Origin of the sequence: Streptomyces sp. L-9-10 (assembly GCF_004151105.1) — a bacterium.
GTDB lineage: Bacteria > Actinomycetota > Actinomycetes > Streptomycetales > Streptomycetaceae > Streptomyces.
On sequence record NZ_PHRF01000152.1, the window covers coordinates 161,855 to 187,221 of the forward strand.

The window sequence follows — 25,367 nt, forward strand, 5'->3', positions numbered from 1 at the left end:
GTCGTCTGCTCGACGGGTCGTGTACGGGGCTGCTGCTCGATGGGTCGTACGGGTCCGCGCGGGGCCCGGGGAGTGCTCTGACCCCACGATATGGCGTATGCCCCGGGCGGGCCCGGCCCGGTGCCCGTCCCCGGGTCAGCCCTTGTCGAGGTACTGCTCGCGTTCGGTGTCCAGCAGGGCGTCCAGCGCCGTGCGCAGTTCCGGCGAGCCCGTCAGCTCCGGGTCCTCGGCGACCACCGCGGCGGCCTCCTCGCGGGCGGCGGCGATGATCTCCTCGTCCTCGATGACCGCGAGCATCCGCAGCGAGGAGCGCACCCCGGACTGGGCCTGGCCGAGGACGTCGCCCTCGCGGCGCTGTTCGAGGTCGATACGGGACAGCTCGAAGCCGTCGAGCGTGGCGGCGACGGCGCCGAGCCGGGCCCTCGCCGGGCTGGCCTCGGGCATGTCCGTGACCAGCAGGCAGAGGCCGGGGGCCGAGCCGCGGCCGACGCGTCCGCGCAGCTGGTGCAGTTGGGAGACGCCGAACCGGTCCGCGTCCATGATCACCATGGCGGTGGCGTTCGGGACGTTCACACCGACCTCGATGACCGTGGTCGCGACGAGCACGTCCACCTCGCCCGCGGCGAAGCGGCGCATCACGGCGTCCTTGTCGTCGGGCTGCATCCGTCCGTGCAGGATCTCGACGCGCAGCCCCTGGAGCGGTCCCTTGGCGAGCTGCCCGGCGACCTCCACGACAGCGAGCGGGGGCCGCTTCTCCGCCTCGTCCTCCGCGGACGGCTTGGACGCCTTGGATGTCTTGGACGGCTTGGATGTGCCGGACTTCTGGGCCGCCTTGTCGTCCTCCTCGTCGTCACCGATCCGGGGGCAGACGACGTACGCCTGATGCCCCTTGCCGACCTCCTCCCGCACCCGTTCCCAGGCGCGGGCGAGGAAGTGCGGCTTGTCCTGGGCCGGGACCACATGGCTGGCGATCGGCGAGCGCCCCGCCGGGAGCTGGTCCAGGACGGAGGTCTCCAGATCGCCGAAGACGGTCATCGCGACCGTACGGGGAATGGGGGTGGCCGTCATGACCAGCAGATGCGGCGGCTGCTTGCCCTTGGAGCGGAGTGCGTCCCGCTGCTCCACGCCGAAGCGGTGCTGTTCGTCCACCACGACCAGTCCGAGGTCGTGGAACCGCACCTTGTCCTCGATCAGCGCGTGCGTGCCGATCACGATCCCGGCCTCGCCGGTGACCAGATCGAGCAGCGCCTGGCGCCGCGCGGCCATGCCCATGGAGCCGGTGAGCAGCACGACCTTGGTGCCGTGCTCGGCGCCGCCGAGCATCCCTCCGTGCGCCAGCTCGCCCATCATGTCCGTGACCGAACGGTGGTGCTGCTGGGCGAGCACCTCCGTGGGCGCCAGCATGGCGGCCTGCCCGCCCGCGTCGACGACCGCGAGCATCGCCCGGAGCGCGACCAGCGTCTTGCCCGAGCCGACCTCGCCCTGGAGCAGCCGGTGCATCGGGTGTTCGGTGGCGAGGTCCGCGAAGATCTCGCCGGTGACCTTCCGCTGGCCTTCGGTGAGCGTGAACGGCAGGTCGGCGTCGAAGGCGTCCAGCAGCCCGTCCCGCACGGGTCCGCGGGCCACGGCGGGCAGCTGCGTGTCCGCGTACCGCCGCCGGGCCAGCGCCACCTGGAGGACGAACGCCTCGTCCCACTTCAGCCGCTGTCTGGCGGACTCGATGTCCGCCCGGCTCTCGGGCCGGTGGACCTTCAGCAGCGCCTCGGGCAGCGAGGAGAACCCCCGGCCCTCGCGCAGCGCGGGCGGCAGCGGATCGACGGCCTCCGCGGCTCTGGGCAGCACCGCGTCGACCGCTTTGGTGATCTTCCAGGACTCCAGCCCCTTGCAGGCCGGATAGATCGGGATCAGCTTGCCCGCGAAGGCGTCCACGGCCTCCGCGGTGTCCTCCGTGGACCCGTCGTCGCCGCTGGCCCTGCCGAGCGGCACATAGGTGGGGTGCGCGAGCTGGAGCTTGCGGTTGAAGACGGACACCTTGCCCGCGAACATCCCGCGGCTGCCCGGTGGCAGCTCCTTGTGCGGCTTGTGGATCCCCCTGCCGAAGAAGACCAGTTGGAGCCGGCCGCTGCCGTCGGTGAGGGTGATCTCCAGCCGCTGGCCCCGGCCGTGGTTGAACGTCAGGATCCGGGAGTCGGCGACCTGCGCGACCACCGTGACGTCCTCGTCCAGCGGCAGATCGGCCAGTTTGGTGAGCTGGCCGCGCTCCTCGTACCGCCTCGGGTAGTGGTGCAGCAGATCGCCGACCGTGTGCAGGCCGAGGTGTTCGGCCATCACCTTCGCGGTGGCGGGGCCGAGCGTCTTCTTGAGGGATTCATCCAGCGCGGGCACGCGATCCATTGCACACCACGCCACTGACAGGCTGCTACTCCACGCCGATGAGCAGCGGAACGGACTGCCTGCCGCCCCGGTAGACCACGGTGTCGACGGCCAGATGGCCGTCCCGTACGTAGAGCTCCAGGCGGTCGGCCAGCGCGTCCGGCGCCTCGTCGCCGAGCACCAGCGTCACCAGTTCGCCGCCGGCCGCCAGCATCCGGGAGAGCACCGCCTCGGCGGTGGCGGCGAGATCGGCGCCGATCACCGCCACGTCGCCGTCGATCAGCCCGAGGACGTCCCCGGCCTGGCAGATTCCCGCCATGGTCCAGGACTGCCGTTCGGCGACGGCCAGTTCGGCGTAGCGGGTGGCGCCGGCCGCGGTGGTCATGGCGACCACGTCCTCGTCGAAACGGCGGTCGGGCTGGTGCACGGCGAGCGCGGCGATGCCCTGGACGGCGGCCCGGGTCGGGATGAGGGCGACCCGTACGCCCTCGGTGCGGGCCTGTTCCGCGGCCGCGGCGGCGGTGTGCCGCAGCGCGGCGTCGTTCGGCAGGAGCACCACCTCGCGCGCGTGGGCCCGCCGGATCGCCTCGACCAGCTCACCGCTGGCGGGCGGCTCCCCGGGGCGCGCGAGCACGGTCGTCGCGCCGGCCTCGGCACACACCCCCGCGAGCCCCTCGCCGGGGACCACCGCGACGACGGCCCGCTGGACCCGCTCGGGCGCCTCCTCGGCGGCGGCGCCGAAGTGGGTGATACGGATGCGGTACGGGCGTCCCGCCTCGACCCCGGCCTCCACGGCGGCGCCCGCGTCGTCGGCGTGGATGTGCACGTTCCACAGCCCGTCGCCGCCGACGACGACCAGGGAGTCCCCCAGCCCGTCGAGCCTGGCCCGGAGCCGGGCCACGGCGCGGTCGTCCGCCTCCAGCAGATAGATCACCTCGAAGGCGGGGCCGCCCTCGGGGGCGCAGTACTCGATCGCCGGCTCGACCGCGGCCGGGTCCTCGTACCGGCGCCGGCCCATCGGGAAGGCGGCCGGGGTCTCGCCCGTGAGGGACCGCACCAGAGCGCCCAGGACGGCCAGCAGCCCGCGCCCGCCGGCGTCGACGACCCCGGCGCGTCCGAGTACGGGCAGTTGGTCCGGGGTGGCGGCGAGCGCGGCGCGCGCTCCCGCGTACGCCGCGCGTACGGTCACTCCCGCGTCCGCCGACCCGCTCCGTTCCGCCGCGTCCGCGGCGGCGGAGGCGACGCTGAGGATCGTGCCCTCGACGGGGTGGGCGACGGCCTCGCGGGCCAGCCCCGCGGCCCGGCGCAGCGCCGGCGCGAGCCGCTCCCCGCCGGTCTCCCCGGGATCCGCCGGGGCCGCGTCCGCCAGTACCTCCGCCATCCCGCGCAGCAGCTGCGCCAGGATCGTCCCGGAATTCCCCCGGGCACCGATCAGCGCGCCGTGCGCCATGGCCCGTACGGCATCGGCCGGCGCGGGCAGGGAAGAGCCGGTCTCATGGGCCGCGAAGACGGCCTCGACCGCCTGCGCCGCGGACTCCACGGTCAGATAGAGATTGGTGCCCGTGTCACCGTCCGCGACCGGATAGACATTGATCGCGTCGATCTCCTCGCGCTCCCGGCCGAGGGCCTCCAGCGCCAGCGAGCACCAGCTCCGTACCGCTGCTGCGTCGAGGGTCTGCGGCACCTGAGGGTCCTCCTTGAGCGGCCTGGATGCGGGCTGCACGCAGGGTAGCCCGGGGACGCGGGGCGAACAGCGGGCCAACCTGGGGGAACGGAGCCGCTGCGCGTCATGGTAGTTTTCTTGTACCGAGGCAGGCGTTGTATGCTGCTGCGGTTGCCCGATGAAAGTCGGGTCAATCCCCCGGCAACGCCACATCAGTCACTGATTCCCGGCACGCCGGATTTCTCTGTACGAGCATCTGAAGTCTTTGGAGTGACCCGTGGCTGCCAACTGCGACGTCTGCGGCAAGGGGCCGGGCTTCGGCAACAACATTTCGCACTCGCACCGCCGTACGCCCCGTCGCTGGAACCCGAACATCCAGCGCGTGCGTGCCGTGGTCGGTCGGACGCCGAAGCGGCTCAACGTCTGCACATCGTGCATCAAGGCCGGCAAGGTCTCGCGCTGACGCCTGCGTCGTAGCGCAGCCCCTGCGGTTGCCTTGAAAAGCCGGTCCACCTCGGTGGGCCGGCTTTTTGCCGTGCTCGGGCGTGCCGTCCGCGACGGCGCCGCCACGCGGCACCGTCAGCGGAGACGCCACAGGTGGTCCACCGGGCCGATCCCCGTGCCCAGCGGAAAGCCATGCGCGATCGCGCCCGTCACATACTCCTTGGCCGCTCTGACGGCCGCCACGACGCCCTGCCCCCGGGCCAGGCCCGAGGCGATCGCCGACGCGTAGGTGCAGCCCGTCCCGTGCGTATGCCGGTTGTCGTGGCGCGGTGCCCGCAGCCAGTGTTCCTCGCTGCCGTCGGTCAGCAGATCCACCGCGTCCCCCGGCAGATGCCCGCCCTTGATCAGCGCCCAGCGGGGCCCGAATTCGAGGACGGCGCGGGCCGCGCGCCGCAGCCCCGTCTCGTCCTCCACCCGTACGCCGGTGAGCTGGGCCACCTCGTCGAGATTCGGGGTGGCGACGGTCGCGACCGGCAGCAGTTTCGTCCGTACACCGTCCAGCGCCGAGGCGGCCAGCAGCGGATCACCGTGCTTGGAGACACCGACGGGGTCGACGACCACGGGGGCGTCGGTCCCGGCGAGCAGTTCCGCGACAGCCGCGACCAGTTCGGCGGAGGAGAGCATGCCGGTCTTCACGGCCTGCACGCCGATGTCGTCGACGACTGCGCGGTACTGGGCCCGTACGGCCTCCACCGGCAGCTCCCAGGCGCCGTGTACGCCCAGGGAGTTCTGTGCCGTCACCGCCGTGAGCACGCTCATGCCGTGCACACCGAACGCCAGCATGGTCTTCAGATCCGCCTGGATGCCCGCACCACCGCCGGAGTCCGATCCGGCGACGGTGAGCACGCGCGGTGGTACGGACGGTGGCGTCACACTCTCGGCTGTCGGCATGGTGCCGAATCTACTGGGCGTCCTCGATGTCTCCGAAGTGGTCCCAGCCGCCCTTGCTGGTCCAGGGCGCCCCGTCGACCGTCACCTGGGGCAGCGCGGAAGGGTTGAGCACCTCCCCGATCACCTTCCAGCGGGCCGGCAGCTTCACGTCCGGCGGGAACGTGGCGACGATCGCGTGGTCCTCGCCGCCCGTCAGCACCCACTGGAGCGGGTCGATCCCGACCGCCTGGCCGATGTCGTTCATCTGCGAGGGGATGTCGATCAGACCGGAGCGCAGATCGATACGGACCTTGCTGGCCTCGGCGATATGGCCGATGTCCGCGACGAGTCCGTCACTGACGTCGGTCATGGCGGTGGCACCGAGCCCGGCCGCCGCGGGGCCCGCGTGGTACGGCGGCTCCGGCCTGCGGTGCGCCTCCACGAAGGCGCGGGGCGAGCGGAAGCCGCGCGAGAGCACCGCGTGCCCGGCCGCCGACCAGCCCAACCAGCCGGTGTAGGCGATGACATCGCCCGGCCGGGCACCGGACCGGGTGACCGGCTCGTGGTTGCGGAGATCACCGAGCGCCGTGATGGCGATCGTGATCGTGTCACCGCGTACGACATCACCGCCGACCACGGCCGCGCCCGCGACCTGGCACTCGTCGCGGATGCCGTCCATCAGCTCGGTGGGCCAGGTGACCGGGAGTTCGGCCGGGACGACCAGGCCGAGGAGCAGCGCGGTGGGAACCGCGCCCATCGCCGCGATGTCGGCGAGGTTCTGCGCGGCGGCCTTCCGGCCGACGTCGTACGCCGTCGACCAGTCACGGCGGAAGTGCCGCCCCTCCAGCAACAGGTCCGTACTCGCCACGACCCTGCGGTCGGGCGCGGCCACGACCGCGGCGTCGTCGCCCGGCCCGAGCCGGACCGCCGGGGTGGTGGTGAGCCGGGAGGTGAGTTCTCTGATGAGACCGAACTCCCCCAACTCGCCCACGGTTCCCTTCACCGAGTCTCCCCTCTCATCACCGGGCCGCAATCGCGGTCGCGGTCCTTCACTGCTGTCGGTACCGTCATGAGTCGCGTCAACTTCGTCTTCCGTACGCCACCCTGCGGGCGCCACCCGGGACCCGGGTCTCCCCGCCGCACTCGGCGACGCGATACCGTGGCGTCTCTTTCCCCCACATGATCCTCGTGGCCGCCCTGGAGGTTCCGTGGTACAGGCGTACATCCTTATCCAGACCGAGGTGGGCAAGGCGACGACCGTCGCCGAGACCATCGCCAAGATTCCGGGAGTTATCCAGGCCGAGGACGTCACCGGTCCCTATGACGTGATCGTGCGCGCTCAGGCGGACACCGTCGATGAGCTGGGCCGCATGGTGGTCGCGAAAATCCAGCAAGTGGAAGGCATCACCCGCACCCTGACCTGCCCGGTCGTGCACTTGTAGCCCCCGTCTACCCTTGGCCGGTGACCATTTCCTGTCGCCCGCCGTTCCGCCGCAGGCTATCCGGCCGTCCGCTCGTCCGCCTGTCCGCCGTCGTTCTGCTGGCGGCGGTGGCGGGCTGTTCCTCCACCGACGCGTCGGTGTCGGTCGCGGTTCCCCGTCCGCCCGCGGACGAGGCCGCGCTGTGCCGGGCTCTCCACAAGGAGCTGCCGAAGACCGTCTCCGACCTGGGCCGGGCTGATCCCGAGCCCTCTTCCGAACTGACCGCCGGGTGGGGGGACGCCGCGATCGTACTGCGCTGCGGTGTCCCCCGGCCCGAGGGGATGAGCGATGCCCAGTCGGACGCGGTGGAGGCGAACGGCGTCAACTGGATGCTGGAGGAACGGGACTCGGGGCCCCGCTTCACCACCACGTACCGCAAGACGTATGTCGAGGTCACCATGGACAAGCGGTTCACGCATGACTCCACCCCGCTCGCCGAGCTGGCCGCGCCGGTCAGCAAGACGATCCCGTCCAGTCTGTGACCGGACGCGACCGAACGTGACCGGACGCGTCCGGCGGGGCCTCTGACGAGGGCCGGATCCGGATACGGGGGTCAGCGCAGCCCGGTGGGCCGGCGCAGCGCCGCCTGGATCAGCCGGTCGATCAGCTCCGGGTAACCGACCCCGCTCTCCTGCCACATCCGCGGGAACATCGAGATCGGGGTGAAGCCCGGCAGCGTATTGATCTCGTTGATGACGAACTCGCCGTCCTCGGTGAGGAAGAAGTCCGCGCGGACGAGGCCCTCGCAGGAGGCGGCCTCGAACGCCTCGACGGCGAGCCGCTGTACCTCGGCCGTCTGCTCCTCGGTGAGGGGCGCGGGCACCAGGCCGGTGGCCGAGTCGATGTACTTGGCCTCGAAGTCGTAGAAGTCGTGCGCCGTGACCGGCGGGATCTCGGCGGGCACGCTCGCCCGGGGGCCGTCCTCGAACTCCAGCACCCCGCACTCGATCTCGCGGCCCCGCAGCAGCGACTCCACCAGGATCTTGGGGTCGTGGCGCTGGGCCTCGATGATCGCCTCGTCGAGCCCCGAGGCGTCCTCGACCTTGGTGATCCCCATGGAGGATCCGGCGCGGGCGGGCTTCACGAAGAGCGGCCAGCCGTGCTCGGCGGCGAAGCCGGTGATCTTCGCGCGGGCGGCGGCGCCCTTGGCGCCTTCGGGGCCCTGCTCCCATTCGCGGGGGCGGATCACCAGATACGGGCCGACGGGCAGCCCGAAGGAGGTGAACACCCGCTTCATGTACTCCTTGTCCTGTCCGACGGCGGAGGCGAGGACGCCCGCGCCGACGTACGGGACACCGGAGAGTTCCAGCAGGCCCTGGAGGGTGCCGTCCTCTCCGTACGGGCCGTGCAGTACGGGGAAGACGACATCGACCTCGCCCAGCGCCTTGGGCACGGAACCCGGCTCGCTGTAGACGACCTCGCGGTTGCCCGGGTCGACGGAGAGGACGACACCGCCGTCGGTGGACTCGGCGATCCGGTCGACGCTCGGCAGCACGCGGTCGGCGATGGCCATCCGCTCCGGATCGTCGGCGGTGAGCGCCCAGCGGCCGTCGGTGGTGATACCGATGGGCAGAACGTCGTACTTCGTCCGGTCGATGGACCGCAGCACGGCCCCGGCCGTGACCACGGAAATGGCGTGCTCGGAGCTCCGGCCGCCGAAGACGACGGCCACGCGCGGCTTGCGGAGCTGCTGCTCAGGGCTCTGGGGGGAGTTCTCGCTGCTCATATCGCGATGAGAGTACCTGTTGGTAGCGCCCGAGTCAGCGTTGGTCGCGGCCGGGTCGGCGCCGGTCGCGCGAAGTCAGCCGCGCTCGGACTTGGCGCTGCGCGACATCAGTTCCTTGAGCGCGACGAGCGGCGGCTTGCCGTTGTGCACGATGTCCACGACCGTCTCCGTGAGCGGCATCTCGACGCCGTGGCGGCGGGCGAGATCCAGCACGGACTCACAGGATTTGACGCCCTCGGCGGTCTGTTTGGTGACCGCGATGGTCTCCTGGAGGGTCATTCCGCGGCCGAGGTTGGTGCCGAAGGTGTGGTTGCGGGAGAGCGGCGAGGAGCAGGTGGCGATCAGATCGCCCATGCCGGCGAGGCCGGAGAAGGTGTGCGGGTCGGCGCCCATGGCGAGGCCGAGCCGGGTGGTCTCCGCGAGGCCGCGGGTCATCAGGGACGCCTTGGTGTTGTCACCGAGGCCCATGCCGTCGGCGATGCCGACGGCGAGACCGATGACGTTCTTGACCGCGCCGCCGAGTTCGCAGCCGACGACGTCGGTGTTGGTGTACGGGCGGAAGTACGGGGTGTGGCAGGCGGACTGGAGCCGTCGCGCGACGGCCTCGTCCCGGCACGCGACGACGGCGGCGGCCGGCATCCGTCCGGCGATCTCCTTGGCGAGGTTGGGGCCGGTGATGACGGCGACCCGCTCGGCCGGGGCCTTGGCGACCTCCTCGATCACCTCGCTCATCCGCTTCGCCGTGCCGAGTTCGACGCCCTTCATCAGCGAGACGAGCACGGTGTCGGCGGGCAGTACGGGCGCCCACTCGGCGAGATTGCCGCGCAGCGTCTGCGAGGGCACGGTGAGCACCGTGAACTCGGCGCCGCGGGCCGCCTCCGCGGGGTCGGTGGTGGCCCGTACGCCGGCGGGCAGTTCGAAGCCGGGCAGATAGTCCGGGTTGGTGCGCGAGGTGTTGATCGCCTCGACGACCTCCTGGCGACGGCCCCAGACCGTCACGTCGCACCCCGCGTCGGCGAGGACCATGGCGAACGCCGTACCCCACGAACCCGCTCCGAAGACGGCGACCCGCGTCACTTCGACCCCTCTTCCGCGGCCTTGCGCCGCTGTTCCGCCCTGGCCTTGCGATGGTCGTACGCGGCCGTGGGCACCGGCTCTCCGCGCAGCTCGGAGAGCAGTTCCGTGATCGCGGCCATGATGACCTCGGTGACCTCGCGCAGCAATTCGGGGGTGATGTCCCTGCCGTAGTAGCGCGCCAGGTCCACGGGCGGCCCGACCAGCACATGGTGCGTCTTGCGCGGGAAGAGGTGCGGCTTCTTCGCGTACGGCGGCAGCAGCAGGTTGGCGCCCCACTGCGCGATGGGGATGACCGGGCACTTGGTCTGGAGGGCGACCCGGGCGACGCCCGTCTTGGCGGTCATGGGCCACAGGCCGGGGTCGCGGGTGAGGGTGCCCTCGGGGTAGAAGGCCACGCACTCGCCGCGCTCGACGGCGTCGATGGCGGCGCGGAAGGCGCTCAGCGCGTCGCTGGTCTCGCGGTAGACGGGAATCTGGCCGGTGCCGCGCATCACGGCCCCGATGAATCCCTTGGTGAATAGGCCGTGCTTGGCGAGGAAGCGCGGAACACGGCCGGTGTTGTACTGGAAGTGCGCGTACGCGAAGGGGTCGACATGCGAATTGTGGTTCACCGCGGTGATGAATCCGCCGTCGGCGGGAATGTGCTCCGCACCCTTCCAGTCCCGCTTGAGCAGCACGATCAGCGGCGGTTTCGCGATGGCCGCCGCCAGGCGGTACCAGAAGCCGATTCTGCGGCGGGACACTCGGACACCTTCCTCTTTCTCACCCGGCTCATGCCCGGCTGCCGGGGGTCAAGTGTGGCCCCGGGCCCCTGCTCTGTCGAGAACACCGTACGCCTCGCCTCCGGGACCACCTCTGTGGGCCGGGACGGTGCCGGGCCACAATAGAGGGCCGATACACCTGGGCCGCCACAGCATGGACGGAGAGTCCGCCACGAACACCGACCCGACCGCCCGCTGGTCTCTGGTCGTCCCCCTCAAACCGCTCCGGCTGGCGAAGAGCAGGCTCGCCGGGGCGGCGGGCGACGCCCTGCGCCCGCGGCTCGCCCTCGCGTTCGCGCAGGACACCGTGGCAGCCGCGCTGGCCAGCCCCGCCGTCCGGGATGTGGTGGTCGTCACGGACGACCCGACGGCGAGCGCGGAACTGGCCGGACTGGGGGCCCGTATCGTGCCCGACTCCCCGGCGGGCGGTCTCAACGCGGCGCTGGCGCACGGCGCGCGGGCCGTCAGGGCGGTACGGCCACAGGCGGCCGTGGCCGCGCTCAACGCGGATCTGCCGGCTCTGCGGCCCGCCGAACTGGCCCGGGTGCTCTCCGCCGCAGACGCATTTCCGCGCGCCTTTCTCACGGATGCCGCCGAAATCGGCACGACATTGCTGACGGCCGCTCCCGGTGCCGAATTGAATCCGGCTTTCGGCGGTCCGTCCCGGCATCGGCATTTGTCCTCGGGCGCGGTGGAAATAGTCCTGACCGGGGTCGATTCCGTACGGCGGGACGTGGACACGGGCGATGATCTGCGGGCGGCGGCGGCGCTGGGCCTGGGCCCGTACACGGCCCGCCGGTACGCGCCGTACGGCCCGCTGCCCGCGGCCTGGCCGGCGGGCCGTACGGCGGGCACCGGCGGCCTCCGCGGGCCGGCGCGGGACCGCTACGCTGCGGTTATGCAGGCGACCTCGTACACATACGATTCCGAGACCCGCGCCGGGAGTGTGCTGCTGGACGACGGCACCCCGGTGGAGTTCGACGCGGCCGCCTTCGACGCCGGCGGGCTGCGGCTGCTCCGGCCGGGACAGCGCGTGCGGATCGAGACCGAGGGCGAGGGCGCGTCCCTCCGGATCACGCTGGTGACGCTCCAGACGCTCTGACGCGTCGCGCACGGGGCCTTCCGGTTGCCGGTACAACGCCGCGGGCCGGGCTCCCCGAGGGGAGCCCGGCCCGGCGCGTGTGGCCCTGTGCCGCTTCTGCCTACTTCTTCCTGGCGGCGGTCTTCTTCGCGGTGGTGGTGCGCGCGGTGGCCTTTCGCGCGGGGGCCTTCTTGGCCGTCGCCTTCTTGGCCGGCGCGGTCTTCTTCGCGGTGGCCTTCTTGGCCGCGGCCGTCTTGGCGGTCTTCTTCGCCGGCGTGGCCTTCTTCGCGGTGGCCTTCTTGGCGGCGGAGGTCTTCTTGGCCGCCGTCTTCTTGGTGGCGGTGGCCTTCTTGACCGCGGTCTTGCGGGCCGCCGCGGTCTTGGCGGTGGCCTTCTTGGCCGCGGCCTTCACGGTCGTCCGGGCGGAAACGCCGCCCGAGAGGCTGCCCTTGGGGGCCTTCTTGACGGCCACATCGTTCTTCGGGAGCTTCTTCGAGCCGCTGACCAGGTCCTTGAAGCCCTGCCCCGCGCGGAAACGCGGCACCGAGGTCTTCTTGACCCGGACGCGCTCACCGGTCTGCGGGTTACGGGCGTAACGGGCCGGGCGGTCGACCTTCTCGAACGAGCCGAATCCGGTGACCGAGACCCGGTCACCGGCGACCACCGCGCGGACGATCGCGTCGAGTACCGCGTCGACCGCGTCCGCGGCCTGCTGACGGCCGCCGACCTTGTCCGCAATCGCTTCTACGAGCTGCGCCTTGTTCACGTCTTCCCCTTCGGAGACATTGCCAGAACGAAAGTGTTCAAGCTTTTTCGCACGTTAGGCAGATATATACCGCAAATCAAACACGAAACGGGCTAATCACCCTAGTGCCGCAACGAAGTCGACCTGGCGGAGATCCGCGGAGGTCAGTCGCCTTCCGGAAATCGACCCTCGTCCAGGTCCTTCATCAAGCGGTCCAGACGCCGTGCCGCTTCCGGGAGATCATGTTTCGCCGCGGCCGTGATGACCAGCAGCTTCCGGGAGAGCGCCATCCGTACGCCATCCGGGACTTGCAGAGCACGCACCTTCGCGTGCGCTTCTTTGAGTTGTTCGGCGACTAACCCGTAGAGCTTGAGTTGGCTGTCGCGTTCCATGCACCGATTGTGCCATCTGGGGCGAGTTGTCGCCCGACGGGGGCTCAACAAGCAACTGCACCCCCTGCCAGGAGGCAGGGGGTGCAGTAGGGGAAAAGCGCTGCTCAGGCGGTAATTGTGCGCGGTTTGAAGGACGGCCTGGCGGCCTCGTACGCGGCGATCTCCGCTTCGTTCTGAAGGGTGAGGCTGATGTCGTCGAGCCCGTTCAGCAACCTCCAGCGGGCGTTCTCGTCAAGCTCGAAATCAGCCGTCAACGTTGCTCCGTCGGGGGAGGCCGCCCGCACCTGGCGCTGCTCCAGGTCGACGGAGACCTCGGCCGTGGGGTCGCTCTCCGTGATCTTCCAGAGGGCGTCCACGACCGGCTGCTCCAGAACCACGGTCAGCAGACCGTTCTTGAGCGAGTTGCCGCGGAAGATGTCGGCGAACCGGGAGGAGATCACGGCCTTGAAACCGAAGTTCTGGAGGGCCCAGACGGCGTGTTCACGCGACGATCCCGTGCCGAAGTCCGGTCCCGCGACCAGCACCGTGGCCCCCGCGTACTCGGGACGGTTGAGGACGAACTCGGGGTCCTTGCGCCAGGCCTCGAAGAGCCCGTCCTCGAAGCCGTCGCGGGTGACCTTCTTGAGCCAGTGGGCCGGGATGATCTGGTCGGTGTCCACGTTGCTGCGGCGCAGCGGTACGGCCCGGCCGGTGTGGGTGGTGAAGGCTTCCATGGTTATCGCGCTCCAGCGGGCGTACGGGCGCCGGCATCGGTGTCGGACAGATCGGCGGGCGAGGCCAGGTGGCCCAGCACGGCGGTGGCGGCGGCGACCTGGGGAGAGACCAGGTGGGTACGGCCGCCCTTGCCCTGCCGGCCCTCGAAGTTGCGGTTGGAGGTGGACGCGGAGCGCTCGCCGGGCGCGAGTTGGTCGGGGTTCATGCCCAGACACATCGAGCAGCCCGCGTGCCGCCACTCCGCTCCCGCCGCGGTGAAGACCTTGTCCAGGCCCTCCGCGACGGCCTGGAGGGCGACCCGTACCGAGCCGGGGACCACCAGCATCCGTACGCCGTCGGCGACTTTGCGGCCGTCGAGCAGCGAGGCCGCCGAGCGCAGGTCCTCGATACGGCCGTTGGTGCAGGAGCCTACGAAGACGGTGTCGACCCGGATGTCGCGCAGCGCCTGCCCGGCGGTCAACCCCATGTATTCCAGGGCCTTTTCAGCGGCGTGGCGCTCCGAGGCGTCCTCGTACGAAGCCGGGTCGGGGACGTGCGAGGAGAGCGGCGCTCCCTGGCCGGGGTTGGTGCCCCAGGTGACGAACGGGGCCAGTTCCGCGGCCTCGATGAAGACCTCGGCGTCGAAGACCGCGTCGTCGTCGGTGCGCAGGGTCCGCCAGTAGGCGACCGCCGCGTCCCAGTCCGCGCCCTCGGGGGCGTGATCACGGCCCTTGAGATAATCGAAGGTGGTCGCGTCGGGGGCGATCATGCCCGCCCTGGCGCCGGCCTCGATGGACATGTTGCAGATCGTCATCCGCGCTTCCATCGAGAGCTTCTCGATGGCGGAGCCGCGGTATTCGAGGATGTAGCCCTGGCCGCCGCCGGTGCCGATCCTGGCGATGATCGCGAGGATCAGGTCCTTGGCGGTGACATCGGCGGGCAGTTCGCCCTCCACCGTGATCGCCATGGTCTTGGGGCGGGCCAGCGGCAGCGTCTGGGTGGCCAGGACATGCTCGACCTGGCTGGTGCCGATGCCGAACGCCAGCGCGCCGAAGGCACCGTGCGTGGAGGTGTGGCTGTCGCCGCAGACCACGGTGGTGCCGGGCTGGGTCAGCCCCAGCTGCGGGCCCACGACATGGACCACGCCCTGCTCGACATCGCCCAGCGGGTGCAGCCGTACACCGAAGTCGGCGCAGTTCTTGCGCAGCGTCTCCAACTGGACACGCGAGACGGGGTCGGCGATGGGCTTGTCGATGTCGAGGGTGGGGGTGTTGTGGTCCTCGGTCGCGATGGTGAGGTCGAGCCGCCGGACCTTGCGGTCGCTCATCCGGAGGCCGTCGAATGCCTGGGGGCTGGTTACCTCGTGCAGCAGGTGCAGATCGATGAAGAGGAGGTCGGGCTCGCCCTCTGCGCGCCGGACGACATGATCGTCCCAGACCTTCTCCGCGAGTGTCCTACCCATCGCTTTCCCTCCGACCGGCTCTCACAGCCGGCACTCCTAGAGATATGTGGGCCCACGTCCGTTCCCCACGCACCGGACGTCGACTGGAGACCCGTCGGTCCGCGGGCCCGTCCATACAGGTTCGCAAGTTCCTTGGGAAATTGAACTTGCGTTTCACAGAGTGAGACGCGAGTATCGTTTCATGGACAACTCTAGCGGCGTCGGCGTTCTCGACAAGGCTGCTCTGGTATTGAGCGCCCTGGAGTCCGGTCCGGCCACCCTCGCCGGACTGGTCGCGGCGACCGGGCTCGCACGGCCCACGGCACACAGACTGGCCGTGGCACTGGAACATCACCGGCTGGTGGCGAGGGACATGCAGGGCCGGTTCATTCTCGGCCCGCGGCTGGCCGAGCTGGCCGCCGCGGCCGGCGAGGACCGCCTGCTGGCCACGGCCGGACCCGTACTCACACATCTGCGGGACATGACGGGCGAGAGCGCGCAGCTCTACCGACGCCAGGGTGACATGCGGATATGCGTGGCGGCGGCCGAGCGGCTCTCCGGACTGCGGGACACGGTCCCGGTCGGCTCCACGCTCACGATGAAGGCGGGCTCTTCGGCCCAGATCCTGATGGCCTGGGAGGAGCCCGAGCGGCTGCACCGCGGTCTTCAGGGAGCCAGGTTCACGGCGACGGCGCTCTCGGGCGTACGGCGCAGGGGCTGGGCCCAGTCGATCGGCGAGCGCGAGCCGGGCGTGGCCTCGGTCTCCGCGCCGGTACGGGGGCCGTCCAACCGCGTGGTCGCGGCGGTCTCGGTATCCGGACCGATCGAGCGGCTCACCCGGCACCCGGGCCGGATGCACGCCCAGGCCGTGATCGACGCGGCGGGCCGGCTGAGCGAGGCCCTGCGCCGCAGCGGCTGATCCCTCGCCCTCGCCCCCGGGCCCTGCCCTTTCCGTACGCTCCCGCCGCACGTCCCGTTCCGTACGTTCCTCCACCGGCAGGCCGCTCCAGCGCCGCAGCGGCCGGGCCGAGGCCGGACTCCGGCGGTTCCCGTGGAGGCGGCGCGGTGGAGTCCGACAGGAGGGTGAGCGGCGGCGGTTGGCGGCGCGGTGGCGGTAACGGCGAACAACGCGAAGGCCCTCCCGCGAACGGAAGGGCCTTCTTGTACTGCTCGATGTACCCCCGACCGGATTCGAACCGGCGCTACTGCCGTGAGAGGGCAGCGTGCTAGGCCGCTACACAACGGGGGCATGGACCGAAGTCCAGCTGGGCTACCAGGACTCGAACCTAGAACAACGGAACCAGAAACCGTCGTGTTGCCAATTACACCATAGCCCATAGGTGGTTTAGACCAGTACCCCCGACCGGATTCGAACCGGCGCTACTGCCGTGAGAGGGCAGCGTGCTAGGCCGCTACACAACGGGGGCCCTAGCGATCCTGCATCGACGTGTCCGGGTGCGACCCGAATTCGTCGGAGAGAAGGATCTGTACCCCCGACCGGATTCGAACCGGCGCTACTGCCGTGAGAGGGCAGCGTGCTAGGCCGCTACACAACGGGGGCGTTGCAGAAACATCTGCGCTGGGCTACCAGGACTCGAACCTAGACTAACGGAACCAGAAACCGTCGTGCTGCCAATTACACCATAGCCCACCAAAACTGAACCCCCGGACGGGGGTTTGTCTGGCTTGCGCCTCCCGGCCGGACCTTTCGGTCTTCTTGGGCGGCGCAGGAAGAACATTACCCGATCGCGGACAGCGCTCCAAAACGGGTATCGCCGCGCAGCAGGCCGGGAAGCTGGCCGAGATCGGTGATCCGCACCAGCTCGGGGCGCCCGCCTGTCCCGTCCCGGTCCAGCCAGACGCCGGCGAGACCCGCGGCCACCGCCCCGCCGGCGTCGATGTCCGGCTCGTTGCCCACGTACGCCACCTCCCGGGGGTCCAGCGCCATCGCGTCGCAGGCGGCGTGGAAGGCGGCGGCGTCGGGCTTGGCGACCCCCAGCTCGACCGCGCAGACCACGGCCTCGAAGTGATCACGTACCCCGAGGACGCGCAGCTTGCGGTCCTGGTTGCGGAGGCTGGAGTTCGACAGGACGGCCTGCCGGTAGTCGGCGGCCAGCGCGTCCAGCACGGCGAGGCTGTCGGGAAACAGCGACCAGGCGGACTCGAAGTGAACGATGTACCGCTGGAACCAGGCGTCCGCCTCCGCGTCGCTCAGCTCGGCCCCGAGGAACATCCGTACGCGGTCGCGCCGCTGGCCCTGGAAGTCCGTCTCCCCCGCGGCGAACCGGCCCCAGTTCAGATCGGTGATCTCCCGCCAGCGCCCGAGGGCCTGGTCGACCGTGGGAAACCGGTCGGCCAGGCCCTCGGCGGCGAGATGATCGTGCATGCCGGCACGGTCCGCGCTGGTGTAGTCGAAGAGGGTGTCGTCTATGTCCCAGAGGACGGCACGGATCGGCATGGCACCGACGGTACTCCGCGACGACCGACCGGGCCGGGGATCGGGGCGATCCCCGGCTCCCGGCCCCGGCCCCGGCCCCCGCCTCAGGACGTCAGCTTCGCCAGTGCCGCGTCGATCCGGGACAGCGTGCGCTCGCGGCCCAGGATCTCCAGGGACTCGAAGAGCGGCAGGCCCACCGTGCGGCCCGTGACCGCGACGCGGACCGGGGCCTGTGCCTTGCCCAGTTTGAGGCCGTGCTCCTCGCCCGCCGCGAGTACCGCGTTCTTGAGCGCTTCGGCGTTCCACTCGGCCTCGGCGATCTTCGTACGGGCCGTGGCCAGCAGCGCGTCCGCGCCCGGCTTCATCGCCTTGGCCCAGGACGCCTCGTCCTCCACCGGCGCGTCGAGGAAGAGGAAGTCGACATTGGCGGTGATGTCCGAGAGGACCGTGACCCGGGTCTGGGCCAGCGGGGCCAGCGCTTCGAAGGCCGTGGCGTCGAAGGACTCCGGGGCCCAGGGCGCGTGCGGGGCCCTCAGCCAGGGGCCGCACGCCTCGATGAACGTCTTCACGTCCAGCAGCCGGATGTGGTCGGCGTTGATCGCCTCGGCCTTCTTCAGGTCGAAGCGGGCCGGATTGGCGTTGACGTCCGCGATGTCGAACGCGGCGACCATCTCCTCCATCGAGAAGATGTCGCGGTCCGCGGCGAGCGACCAGCCCAGCAGCGAGAGGTAGTTGAGCAGCCCCTCGGGCAGGAAGCCGCGCTCGCGGTAGAGGTTGAGGGACGCCTGCGGGTCGCGCTTGGAGAGCTTCTTGTTGCCCTCGCCCATGACGTACGGGAGGTGTCCGAACGCCGGGATCTCCTTGGCGATGCCCAGCTCGATCAGCGCCTTGTAGAGCGCGACCTGGCGCGGGGTGGAGGAGAGCAGGTCCTCGCCGCGCAGGACGTGGGTGATCTCCATCAGCGCGTCGTCGACCGGGTTGACGAGCGTGTAGAGCGGGGCGCCGTTGGCGCGCACGATCCCGTAGTCCGGGACGTTCTCCGGGGTGAAGGTCAGCTCACCGCGGACCAGGTCCGTGAAGGTGATCGGCTCGTCGGGCATCCGGAAGCGGACGATCGAGGTGCGGCCCTCCGCCTCGTACGCCGCCTTGCGCTCGGCGGTCAGATCGCGGCAGTGGCCGTCGTACCCGGAGGGCCGGCCGGCCGCGCGGGCCGCCTCGCGGCGCGCGTCCAGTTCCTCGGTGGTGCAGTAGCAGTGGTACGCGTGGCCCGCGGCGAGCAGCTTCTCGGCGGCGTCGCGGTAGAGGTCCATCCGCTGCGACTGGCGGTACGGCGCGTGCGGACCGCCGATCTCGGGGCCCTCGTCCCAGTCGAGCCCCAGCCAGCGCATCGAGTCGAGCAGCTGCTCGTAGGACTCCTCGGAGTCGCGCGCCGCGTCGGTGTCCTCTATGCGGAAGACCATGGTGCCGCCGCTGTGACGGGCGAACGCCCAGTTGAACAGGGCGGTGCGGACCAGTCCCACATGGGGGTTGCCGGTCGGCGAGGGACAGAAACGTACACGGACGGGTCCGTTAGCCACGCTTGATCACCTTGTTGGTGAGAGTGCCGATGCCTTCGATGGTGACGGCGACCTCGTCGCCGACGCTGAGGGGGCCGACCCCGGCGGGGGTGCCCGTGAGGATGACGTCGCCCGGGAGCAGCGTCATGGCCTCGGTGATGTGGACGATCACGTCCTCGATGGAGCGGATCATCTCGCTCGTCCGGCCCAGTTGCCGCTGCTCGCCGTTGACCGTGCACTGGAGGGTGAGGTCGGAGGGGTCGAGATCGGTCTCCACCCAGGGGCCGAGCGGGCACGAGGTGTCGAAGCCCTTGGCGCGGGACCACTGGTTCTCGCCGCGCTGGGCGTCGCGGGCCGTGACGTCGTTGGCGCAGGTGTAGCCGAAGATGACGTCCTTCACGCGCTCACGCGGGACCTCGCGGCACATCCGGCCGATGACGACGGCGAGTTCGGCCTCGTAGTGCACCTCCGTGGAGAAGGAGGGGTACTCGATGGCGTCGCCGGTGCCGATCAGCGCGGTGGTCGGCTTGAGGAAGACGACGGGGACTTCCGGTACGGCGTTGCCCAGTTCCGCCGCGTGATCGGCGTAGTTGCGGCCGATACCCAGGATCTTGTTGCCGATCACGGGCGGCAGGAGCCGGACCTTGCTCAGCGGGACCTTGGTGCCGGAGAGCTCGAAGTCGGCGTACGGAATGCCCTTGATGATGTCGAGGACGAGGCCGGCGGGGTCACCGCTGACGTCGCCCTCGACCGCGCCGAAGGCGACATTGCCGTCGATGGAGAATCTGGCGATGCGCACGGGATGCTGTCGCCCCTCACTCTTGCTCGCTGGTCTGGAGACTGACACTCCAGGCTAGACGAGAGGAGGGGTGGGGTGGATCAGCCGGATTCGGGCCCGGCGGGAACCTACTGGGCGACGGGCGCGTCCATGAGAGTCGTACGGCGGGGGTTGGCGGTCCGGTTCGGCAGCTCGACGGCGTGCTCCGGGTGCTCCACGGGGACCAGTTCCTCGGCGTCTTTCAGATGCGCCAGCGTGGTGCGCCGGGGGTTGGCCGTGGTGCGGAAGATCATCGTCGTCTTCATCTCTGCTGTCAGACCCTGTCGGTGTACGGGCGCCGGGGCGCCGCTTGTCGGATATGCCATCCCTGTAAAGCGTCAGGCTAAACAGCCAATTCCCCACCGGGGCGGGCATCCACCGGCGATCATCGTGTGAGTTTGCTCACGACTCACCCGGCATTTCCCGCATTACGGGCAGCGCCCACTACCCAAGGAAACGGACAATGCGTTACTGAACGTTGCATTCCGCTCCTGATCATCAGGTCTGGGACACCCCCCACCCGTAAGTGGCTCGTCAATAAAAGTCCCTTTCCTCCGCGAACCCTTTCTACGGCTTGTGACGCACCGCTCACACCGTGTCATTCAGGTCACAGGGCAGCCGTCTGCCCTTGTTGGAGATCCTGCACTGTGCTGGAATTCCCCCCACCGCCGCGGGTTTCAAGCACCGGCGCGCAAGGGCGCGACGCAGCGCCGAGTGGCGGTGGGGAAGGGGAGCACGCGCCGGTCACTCACGACCGCCATGGGGAGCGCTCAGCGCCCCACGACGCCGACACCGTCCCGCCGTTCGCGGGGGGACGCCTGGTCCAGAGGTTGCGACGCTAGTGCAGGGACGTTTCAAGAGGGATAGCAGCGCTGCGGCGGAGCAGGAGTCCCGTGGCGGAACCGACCGCGGCTCCTCGCCCCAGCACACCCAGAACCCGGGCCCGGCATCGTCCGGCGAGACCGGCGGACGTGCCGGACGCCCCGGGACGGCTCCGGGCGGCTCGGGAGCCCCGGCCACGCCCCAGTCAGCGCCCAAGGCAGCGGCGCCGACTGACGCGGGGTCACGAATAGCGCTGCGCAACTGGCGCATCAGCACGCGCCTGGTGGCGCTGCTCACCCTCCCCGTGGTCGCGGCCACCACGCTGGGTGGACTCCGGATCAACGAGTCGTTGAACGACATGCAGCAGCTGGAGCACATGCAGCTGCTGACCAAGATGACCAAGGAGGCGACCAGCCTGGCCGCCGCGCTCCAGCTGGAGCGTGACGAGTCGGCGGGTCCGCTCAACAACGGCGTCAACGCCAAGGACTTCAAGGTCCAGGACCGCCGCACCTCGACCGACCGCGCGAAGAGGGCGTTCCTCGACGCCACGGTCGACATCGGCAACACGGACGGCGACCAGGCGCTGGAGAGCATCCGCTCCAACGTCAACCAGATCGCCACCCAGGTCAACAAGATCAACGAGATCCGCAAGGACGCCTACACGTCGGACGCGCACTCGCTGACGGTCGACGCGTACAGCGGACTGATCGACTCGCTGCTGAGCCTCTCGCAGGACATGGCGCAGGCGACCAGCAACCCGGACATGATCAAGCGGACCCGCGCCCTGGCCGCGTTCTCGTCCGCCAAGGAGTACGCGTCGATCCAGCGGGCGATCATCGCCGCCGCGCTGCCGGCCGACCCGAAGACCAAGGGCAAGCTCACCGAGAACGACCGCCTCTACGGTCTGGCCGCGGCGACCAAGGAGAAGAACGCCCTCACCTCCTTCAGCCGGCTCTACGAGTCGATGGGCGGCGACGCCGAAGAGCTGATGGCTCCGCTCAACGGCCAGGGGAACCCGGAGATACAGGCGTCCGAGAAGTACGCGGACCGCGTCCTCGGCACCACGGACGGGCTCCGGACGCAGCCCAACCGCTCATATCTGGACTGGACCGACCAGGCTTCTACGCGGATCGACGCGATGAAGACCATCGAGGCCACGCTGCTGGGCGAGATGGAGGGCAAGGCCCGCGAGCTGCGCACGAGTTCGCAGCAGGACGCGATCATCAACGCCGCCGTGATCCTGCTCGTGCTCGGGGTCTCGCTGGTCGGCGCCTTCGTGGTGGCCCGCTCCATGATCCGCTCGCTGCGCCGGCTCCAGGACACCGCGACGCGGGTCGCCCAGGACCGGCTGCCCGAGCTGGTCAAGCAGCTCTCCGACTCGGACCCGCAGGATGTCGACACCTCGGTCGAGTCGGTCGGTGTGCACTCCAAGGACGAGATCGGAAAGGTCGCCGCGGCCTTCGATGACGTGCACCGCGAGGCGGTCAGGCTCGCCGCCGAGCAGGCCCTCCTGCGGGGCAACGTCAACGCGATGTTCACCAACCTCTCGCGCCGCAGCCAGGGCCTCATCCAGCGCCAGCTGTCCCTCATCTCCGAGCTGGAGTCCCGCGAGGCGGACCCGGACCAGCTCTCCTCGCTCTTCAAGCTCGACCACCTCGCGACCCGTATGCGCCGTAACGGCGAGAACCTCCTCGTCCTCGCGGGCGAGGAGCCGGGCCGCCGCTGGACGCGCCCCGTCCCGCTGGTCGACGTGCTCCGTGCCGCCGCCTCCGAGGTGGAGCAGTACGAGCGCATCGAACTGGCCTCGGTTCCCACGACCGAGGTCGCGGGCCGGGTCGTCAACGACCTCGTCCACCTCCTCGCCGAGCTGCTGGAGAACGCCACGTCGTTCTCCTCGCCGCAGACCAAGGTCCGGGTCACCGGTCACGCGCTGCCCGACGGGCGGGTGCTCGTCGAGATCCACGACACCGGTATCGGCCTCTCGCCCGAGGACCTCGCGGCGATCAACGAGCGGCTCGCCTCGCCGCCCACCGTGGACGTCTCGGTCTCGCGCCGCATGGGTCTGTTCGTGGTCGGCCGGCTCTCGCTGCGTCACGGCATCCGGATCCAGCTGCGCCCCTCCGACTCGGGCGGTACGACCGCGCTGGTCATGCTGCCGGTCGATGTCGCCCATGGCGGCAAGAAGGGCCCGGTGGGCCGGCCGGGCGCGGGCGTCGGTCCCGGCGGCCAGAACGGCGCGGGCCAGGCTCCCGCCGGTGCGGGCGGCCAGTTGACCGGTGCTCCCGGCGCCGCCGGTGGCAGCCGTCCCGGCCTCGCCACCGGAACCGGCGGCGGACTGCTCGGCGCGGGTGCGCCGCGTGGCCAGGTGGGCGCCGGTACGGGCCCGCGCGCCGCGCTGCCGTCCCGCGGCGACGGCTCCCAGGGCGGTGGGTCACGGGATCCGCAGCGTCAGGGGTCGGGATCCGGCCAGCCCAGTGTCTTCAGCCAGAACGCCTTCGGCGCGCCGCCGCAGAACGGTCCCGGCCAGAACGGTCCGGGCCAGAACGGTCCCGGCCACGGTGGTCAGGGACAGAGCGGCCAGGGCCGTACGGACCGTCCCGGCGCGCAGAGCGGACCGAACAGCGGGCAGGACCAGGGCGTCCGGGCCGGCCAGGGCGGTCAGAACGGCTTCAGCGGCCACGCCCAGAACGCCTTCCAGCAGGGCGGCGCCCCCGACCGCGGCCGGCAGCTCCCGCCGCCCGGCGGACCGCGCGCCGAACTGCCCGGTGGCAACCCGCAGCCCCCGTCCCCGCGCTCGCAGACGACGAGTTGGGGCAGCGAGCAGCAGGCCGTCCCGCCGCGTCCCTCGCTGGACACCCCGCGCGGTCACGAGGAGCACGAGTCCGCGGGCCGGTTCGCCCGGCCCACGGCCGAGCAGCAGGGCCCCGGCCCCACGGCGGAGTTCCCGCGCCCGGACTTCAACGGGCCCCGGCCCGACCAGAATCCGGCGCAGCGCGGTGGCCCGCAGGACCCGTCGTCCACGGCGGCGTTCCCGCGTCCCGACTTCGACGCGCCGGCTCCGGCGGGCTACGGCTCCGGGGAGTACAACGCCCCGCAGGGCCAGAACGCGCAGTCCGGCTTCCGCCCGCCGGCGGAGTACCCGTCGTCGGAGTACGGCGCTCCGCAGCAGGGCTTCAACGCGCCGCGGCCTCCGGCACCCGCTCCGGCGCCCGGTTCCGAGGGCGGCTACCGCCCGCCGAGCCTGCCGCCGCAGCCGCAGCCGGAGGCGCTGCCCCCGGCCGGTCCCGGTGACGGCCGTACCCCGCTGTACGACACCCTGGAGACCAACTGGTTCCACGGTTCGCAGCAGGGCGGCGGCCAGCAGCCGCAGGACCGCGGTCCGGCCGCGCAGTCCCCCGTACCGCCCGCGCAGCAGCGCGAACCGATGCCGCGGCGCGAGCCCGCCAACGGTTCGGGGCCGGGCGGCCAGGGCACCGACGGCTCCGGTTTCCAGACGTCCGGGACGAACGATTCCGGTTTCGGTGCCCCGGGGGCGAACGGCTCCGGGACCAACGGCGCCGGCATCACTTCCTCCTGGCGTACGTCGCCCAACGACGAGCTGGTGCGCCAGGCCGAGAGGGTCAAAAAGCCCCAGGCCGGCGGCATCACCACCTCCGGTCTGCCCCGCCGGGTCCCGCGCGCCAACCTGGTGCCGGGGACCGCGCAGGAACAGAACAACCAGGCCGGTCCGCAGGTCTCGCGTGCGCCGGCAGACGTACGCGGCCGGCTGACCAATCTCCGTCGGGGTATCCAGCAGGGTCGTCAGGCGGGCAACACCGGCCCGACGAACAGCGGCTTCAACCTCGGCACCTCTCACCAGCAGGAGCGTTAGTTGAGTCCGATGAGTCAGGCTGCGCAGAATCTGAACTGGTTGATCACCAACTTCGTGGACAACACCCCTGGGGTGTCCCACACGGTCGTGGTCTCCGCCGACGGACTTCTGCTGGCCATGTCCGAGGGCTTCCCCCGCGACCGCGCCGATCAGCTCGCGGCCGTGGCGTCCGGTCTGACCTCGCTCACCGCGGGGGCTTCCCGGATCTTCGAAGGCGGCCCGGTCAACCAGACCGTGGTGGAGATGGAGCGCGGCTTCCTCTTCCTCATGTCCGTCTCCGACGGTTCCTCCCTGGCCGTGCTCGCGCACCCCGAGTGCGACATCGGCCTGGTGGGGTACGAAATGGCCCTCCTGGTCGATCGCGCCGGTACGGTCCTCACCCCGGACCTGCGCGCCGAGCTCCAGGGAAGTCTGTTGCACTGAGGCTCCCGAGGACCGCCCCAAGCCCCATCACCGTCAGGCCGCCCAACCGGCCCCCCACCGGCCAAGTCAGACGGCACGCAGACACCCTGCTGTCACGCCCGGAGGATTCATGACCCCGCCACCCGCCTCTCACGATCCGTACGGCGCCTCGGTCGACGCGTCGTACGGTCACGAAGGCGATCAGCCGCTGGTACGTCCGTACGCCATGACCGGCGGCCGGACCAGGCCGCGGTACCAGCTCGCCATCGAGGCGCTGGTGAGTACGACAGCAGACCCGGCGCATCTCGCCACCCTGCTCCCCGAGCACCAGCGGATCTGCCACCTGTGCCGTGAGGTCAAGTCGGTGGCCGAGGTCTCGGCGCTGCTGACGATGCCGCTGGGCGTCGCGCGCATTCTCGTGGCCGACCTGGCGGAAGCGGGCATGGTCGCGATCCACCAGCCGGGTAACGGAGAGGCCGGCGGCACGCCGGATGTGACACTGCTCGAAAGGGTGCTCAGTGGACTTCGCAAGCTCTAGCGGCGGAGCGGCCCGGTCGACCACCAGCGCGAAGATCGTGGTGGCGGGCGGCTTCGGCGTGGGCAAGACCACGTTCGTCGGCGCCGTCTCGGAGATCAACCCGCTGCGTACCGAAGC

22 protein-coding genes, 5 tRNA genes and 2 pseudogenes are annotated in these 25,367 nt (G+C 70.7%); 9 read left to right on the forward strand and 20 right to left on the reverse strand.

The genetic code is table 11. From position 1 onward, the window contains the following. Positions 1-135: 135 nt before the first annotated feature. Together recG and CU044_RS32000 are read right to left on the reverse strand one after the other, a co-directional pair. Entirely contained in the window at positions 136-2,394 is a 2,259-nt protein-coding gene (gene recG / locus CU044_RS31995) for an ATP-dependent DNA helicase RecG (protein ID WP_129772230.1), read from the reverse strand. Between the two features lie 25 nt (positions 2,395-2,419). Then, positions 2,420-4,057, reverse strand: a complete 1,638-nt coding sequence (locus CU044_RS32000; protein WP_129772231.1) for a DAK2 domain-containing protein — start codon at positions 4,055-4,057, stop codon at positions 2,420-2,422. Positions 4,058-4,313: 256 nt separating this feature from the next. On the opposite strand from CU044_RS32000, the gene rpmB reads away from it, so the two are divergent. After that, complete coding sequence (rpmB, locus tag CU044_RS32005) at positions 4,314-4,499, forward strand: 50S ribosomal protein L28 (RefSeq protein ID WP_015036441.1); 186 nt, start codon at positions 4,314-4,316, stop codon at positions 4,497-4,499. Positions 4,500-4,615: 116 nt separating this feature from the next. Here the strand turns inward: rpmB and thiD are convergent, their stop codons facing one another. Beyond that, positions 4,616-5,431, reverse strand: a complete 816-nt coding sequence (gene thiD, locus CU044_RS32010; RefSeq protein WP_129772232.1) for a bifunctional hydroxymethylpyrimidine kinase/phosphomethylpyrimidine kinase — start codon at positions 5,429-5,431, stop codon at positions 4,616-4,618. 10 nt (positions 5,432-5,441) lie between these two features. Further along, positions 5,442-6,413, reverse strand: a complete 972-nt coding sequence (locus CU044_RS32015; protein ID WP_129772233.1) for a thiamine-phosphate kinase — start codon at positions 6,411-6,413, stop codon at positions 5,442-5,444. A gap of 205 nt (positions 6,414-6,618) precedes the next feature. Between CU044_RS32015 and CU044_RS32020 the strand changes: the two genes are divergently transcribed. Both CU044_RS32020 and CU044_RS32025 read left to right on the forward strand, forming a co-directional pair. After that, the gene (locus CU044_RS32020) at positions 6,619-6,852 is read left to right on the forward strand and encodes an Lrp/AsnC ligand binding domain-containing protein (RefSeq protein WP_030351778.1); all 234 of its coding nucleotides are present in this window, start codon (positions 6,619-6,621) and stop codon (positions 6,850-6,852) included. Positions 6,853-6,878: 26 nt separating this feature from the next. After that, positions 6,879-7,373 (forward strand): DUF3515 domain-containing protein, encoded by a 495-nt coding sequence (locus tag CU044_RS32025; protein ID WP_129772261.1) that lies wholly within the window; start codon positions 6,879-6,881, stop codon positions 7,371-7,373. 71 nt (positions 7,374-7,444) lie between these two features. On the opposite strand, the gene CU044_RS32030 is transcribed toward CU044_RS32025, so the two are convergent. From CU044_RS32030 to CU044_RS32040, 3 genes are all read right to left on the reverse strand, one after another. Continuing rightward, positions 7,445-8,617, reverse strand: coding sequence for a D-alanine--D-alanine ligase family protein (locus CU044_RS32030; protein ID WP_129772234.1), 1,173 nt, complete (start codon positions 8,615-8,617; stop codon positions 7,445-7,447). Positions 8,618-8,692: 75 nt separating this feature from the next. Next, positions 8,693-9,694, reverse strand: a complete 1,002-nt coding sequence (locus tag CU044_RS32035; protein WP_129772235.1) for an NAD(P)H-dependent glycerol-3-phosphate dehydrogenase — start codon at positions 9,692-9,694, stop codon at positions 8,693-8,695. Next, positions 9,691-10,437 carry a lysophospholipid acyltransferase family protein gene (locus tag CU044_RS32040; protein WP_129772236.1) on the reverse strand — a complete coding sequence of 249 codons (747 nt, stop codon included), beginning with the start codon at positions 10,435-10,437 and terminating at the stop codon, positions 9,691-9,693. Before CU044_RS32040 ends, CU044_RS32035 begins: the two co-directional genes overlap by 4 nt. 172 nt (positions 10,438-10,609) lie before the next feature. Between CU044_RS32040 and cofC the strand changes: the two are divergent. Further along, positions 10,610-11,254: pseudogene (cofC, locus tag CU044_RS32045) on the forward strand (2-phospho-L-lactate guanylyltransferase); the annotation flags it as partial. Positions 11,255-11,657: 403 nt separating this feature from the next. On the opposite strand, the gene CU044_RS32050 reads toward cofC, so the two are convergent. The 4 genes from CU044_RS32050 to leuC form a co-directional block, all read right to left on the reverse strand. Further along, positions 11,658-12,302, reverse strand: a complete 645-nt coding sequence (locus CU044_RS32050) for an HU family DNA-binding protein (RefSeq protein WP_129772238.1) — start codon at positions 12,300-12,302, stop codon at positions 11,658-11,660. Between the two features lie 143 nt (positions 12,303-12,445). Continuing rightward, positions 12,446-12,673: a hypothetical protein gene (locus CU044_RS32055; protein WP_129772239.1), complete on the reverse strand. Its 228-nt coding sequence runs from the start codon at positions 12,671-12,673 to the stop codon at positions 12,446-12,448. Between the two features lie 104 nt (positions 12,674-12,777). Further along, on the reverse strand, positions 12,778-13,386 hold the full coding sequence (gene leuD, locus CU044_RS32060; protein ID WP_129772240.1) for a 3-isopropylmalate dehydratase small subunit: 609 nt from the start codon (positions 13,384-13,386) through the stop codon (positions 12,778-12,780). A gap of 2 nt (positions 13,387-13,388) precedes the next feature. Continuing rightward, positions 13,389-14,828, reverse strand: a complete 1,440-nt coding sequence (gene leuC, locus CU044_RS32065; protein WP_129772241.1) for a 3-isopropylmalate dehydratase large subunit — start codon at positions 14,826-14,828, stop codon at positions 13,389-13,391. Between the two features lie 181 nt (positions 14,829-15,009). On the opposite strand from leuC, the gene ndgR reads away from it, so the two are divergent. Then, on the forward strand, positions 15,010-15,726 hold the full coding sequence (ndgR, locus tag CU044_RS32070; protein WP_030351789.1) for an IclR family transcriptional regulator NdgR: 717 nt from the start codon (positions 15,010-15,012) through the stop codon (positions 15,724-15,726). 257 nt (positions 15,727-15,983) lie between these two features. On the opposite strand, the gene CU044_RS32075 is transcribed toward ndgR, so the two are convergent. The 9 genes from CU044_RS32075 to CU044_RS38895 all read right to left on the reverse strand — a co-directional run bounded on the left by CU044_RS32075 (position 15,984) and on the right by CU044_RS38895 (position 19,883). Continuing rightward, positions 15,984-16,056 (reverse strand) — tRNA-Glu (locus tag CU044_RS32075). Positions 16,057-16,072: 16 nt separating this feature from the next. Beyond that, a tRNA-Gln gene (locus tag CU044_RS32080) sits at positions 16,073-16,144 on the reverse strand. 17 nt (positions 16,145-16,161) lie between these two features. Then, positions 16,162-16,234, reverse strand: a tRNA-Glu gene (locus tag CU044_RS32085). A gap of 61 nt (positions 16,235-16,295) precedes the next feature. Continuing rightward, a tRNA-Glu gene (locus CU044_RS32090) sits at positions 16,296-16,368 on the reverse strand. An 18-nt stretch (positions 16,369-16,386) separates the two neighbouring features. Then, positions 16,387-16,458: transfer RNA gene (locus CU044_RS32095), tRNA-Gln, on the reverse strand. An 87-nt stretch (positions 16,459-16,545) separates the two neighbouring features. Continuing rightward, the gene (locus tag CU044_RS32100) at positions 16,546-17,265 is read right to left on the reverse strand and encodes an HAD family hydrolase (protein WP_129772242.1); all 720 of its coding nucleotides are present in this window, start codon (positions 17,263-17,265) and stop codon (positions 16,546-16,548) included. 83 nt (positions 17,266-17,348) lie between these two features. After that, on the reverse strand, positions 17,349-18,821 hold the full coding sequence (gene gltX / locus CU044_RS32105; protein ID WP_129772243.1) for a glutamate--tRNA ligase: 1,473 nt from the start codon (positions 18,819-18,821) through the stop codon (positions 17,349-17,351). After that, complete coding sequence (locus CU044_RS32110) at positions 18,814-19,599, reverse strand: fumarylacetoacetate hydrolase family protein (protein ID WP_129772244.1); 786 nt, start codon at positions 19,597-19,599, stop codon at positions 18,814-18,816. The genes gltX and CU044_RS32110 overlap by 8 nt, the downstream gene beginning before the upstream one ends. A gap of 107 nt (positions 19,600-19,706) precedes the next feature. After that, positions 19,707-19,883 (reverse strand): hypothetical protein, encoded by a 177-nt coding sequence (locus tag CU044_RS38895; RefSeq protein WP_165372025.1) that lies wholly within the window; start codon positions 19,881-19,883, stop codon positions 19,707-19,709. A gap of 575 nt (positions 19,884-20,458) precedes the next feature. On the opposite strand from CU044_RS38895, the gene CU044_RS32115 reads away from it, so the two are divergent. From CU044_RS32115 to CU044_RS32130, 4 genes and pseudogenes are all read left to right on the forward strand, one after another. After that, a complete protein-coding gene (locus CU044_RS32115) occupies positions 20,459-24,310 on the forward strand; it encodes a nitrate- and nitrite sensing domain-containing protein (RefSeq protein WP_129772245.1) in 3,852 nt (1,283 codons plus the stop codon). 9 nt (positions 24,311-24,319) lie between these two features. Next, the gene (locus CU044_RS32120) at positions 24,320-24,733 is read left to right on the forward strand and encodes a roadblock/LC7 domain-containing protein (RefSeq protein WP_030351794.1); all 414 of its coding nucleotides are present in this window, start codon (positions 24,320-24,322) and stop codon (positions 24,731-24,733) included. Positions 24,734-24,842: 109 nt separating this feature from the next. Beyond that, positions 24,843-25,250: a DUF742 domain-containing protein gene (locus CU044_RS32125; protein WP_129772246.1), complete on the forward strand. Its 408-nt coding sequence runs from the start codon at positions 24,843-24,845 to the stop codon at positions 25,248-25,250. After that, positions 25,231-25,367: pseudogene (locus CU044_RS32130) on the forward strand (ATP/GTP-binding protein); the annotation flags it as partial. The gene CU044_RS32125 and the pseudogene CU044_RS32130, both read left to right, overlap by 20 nt.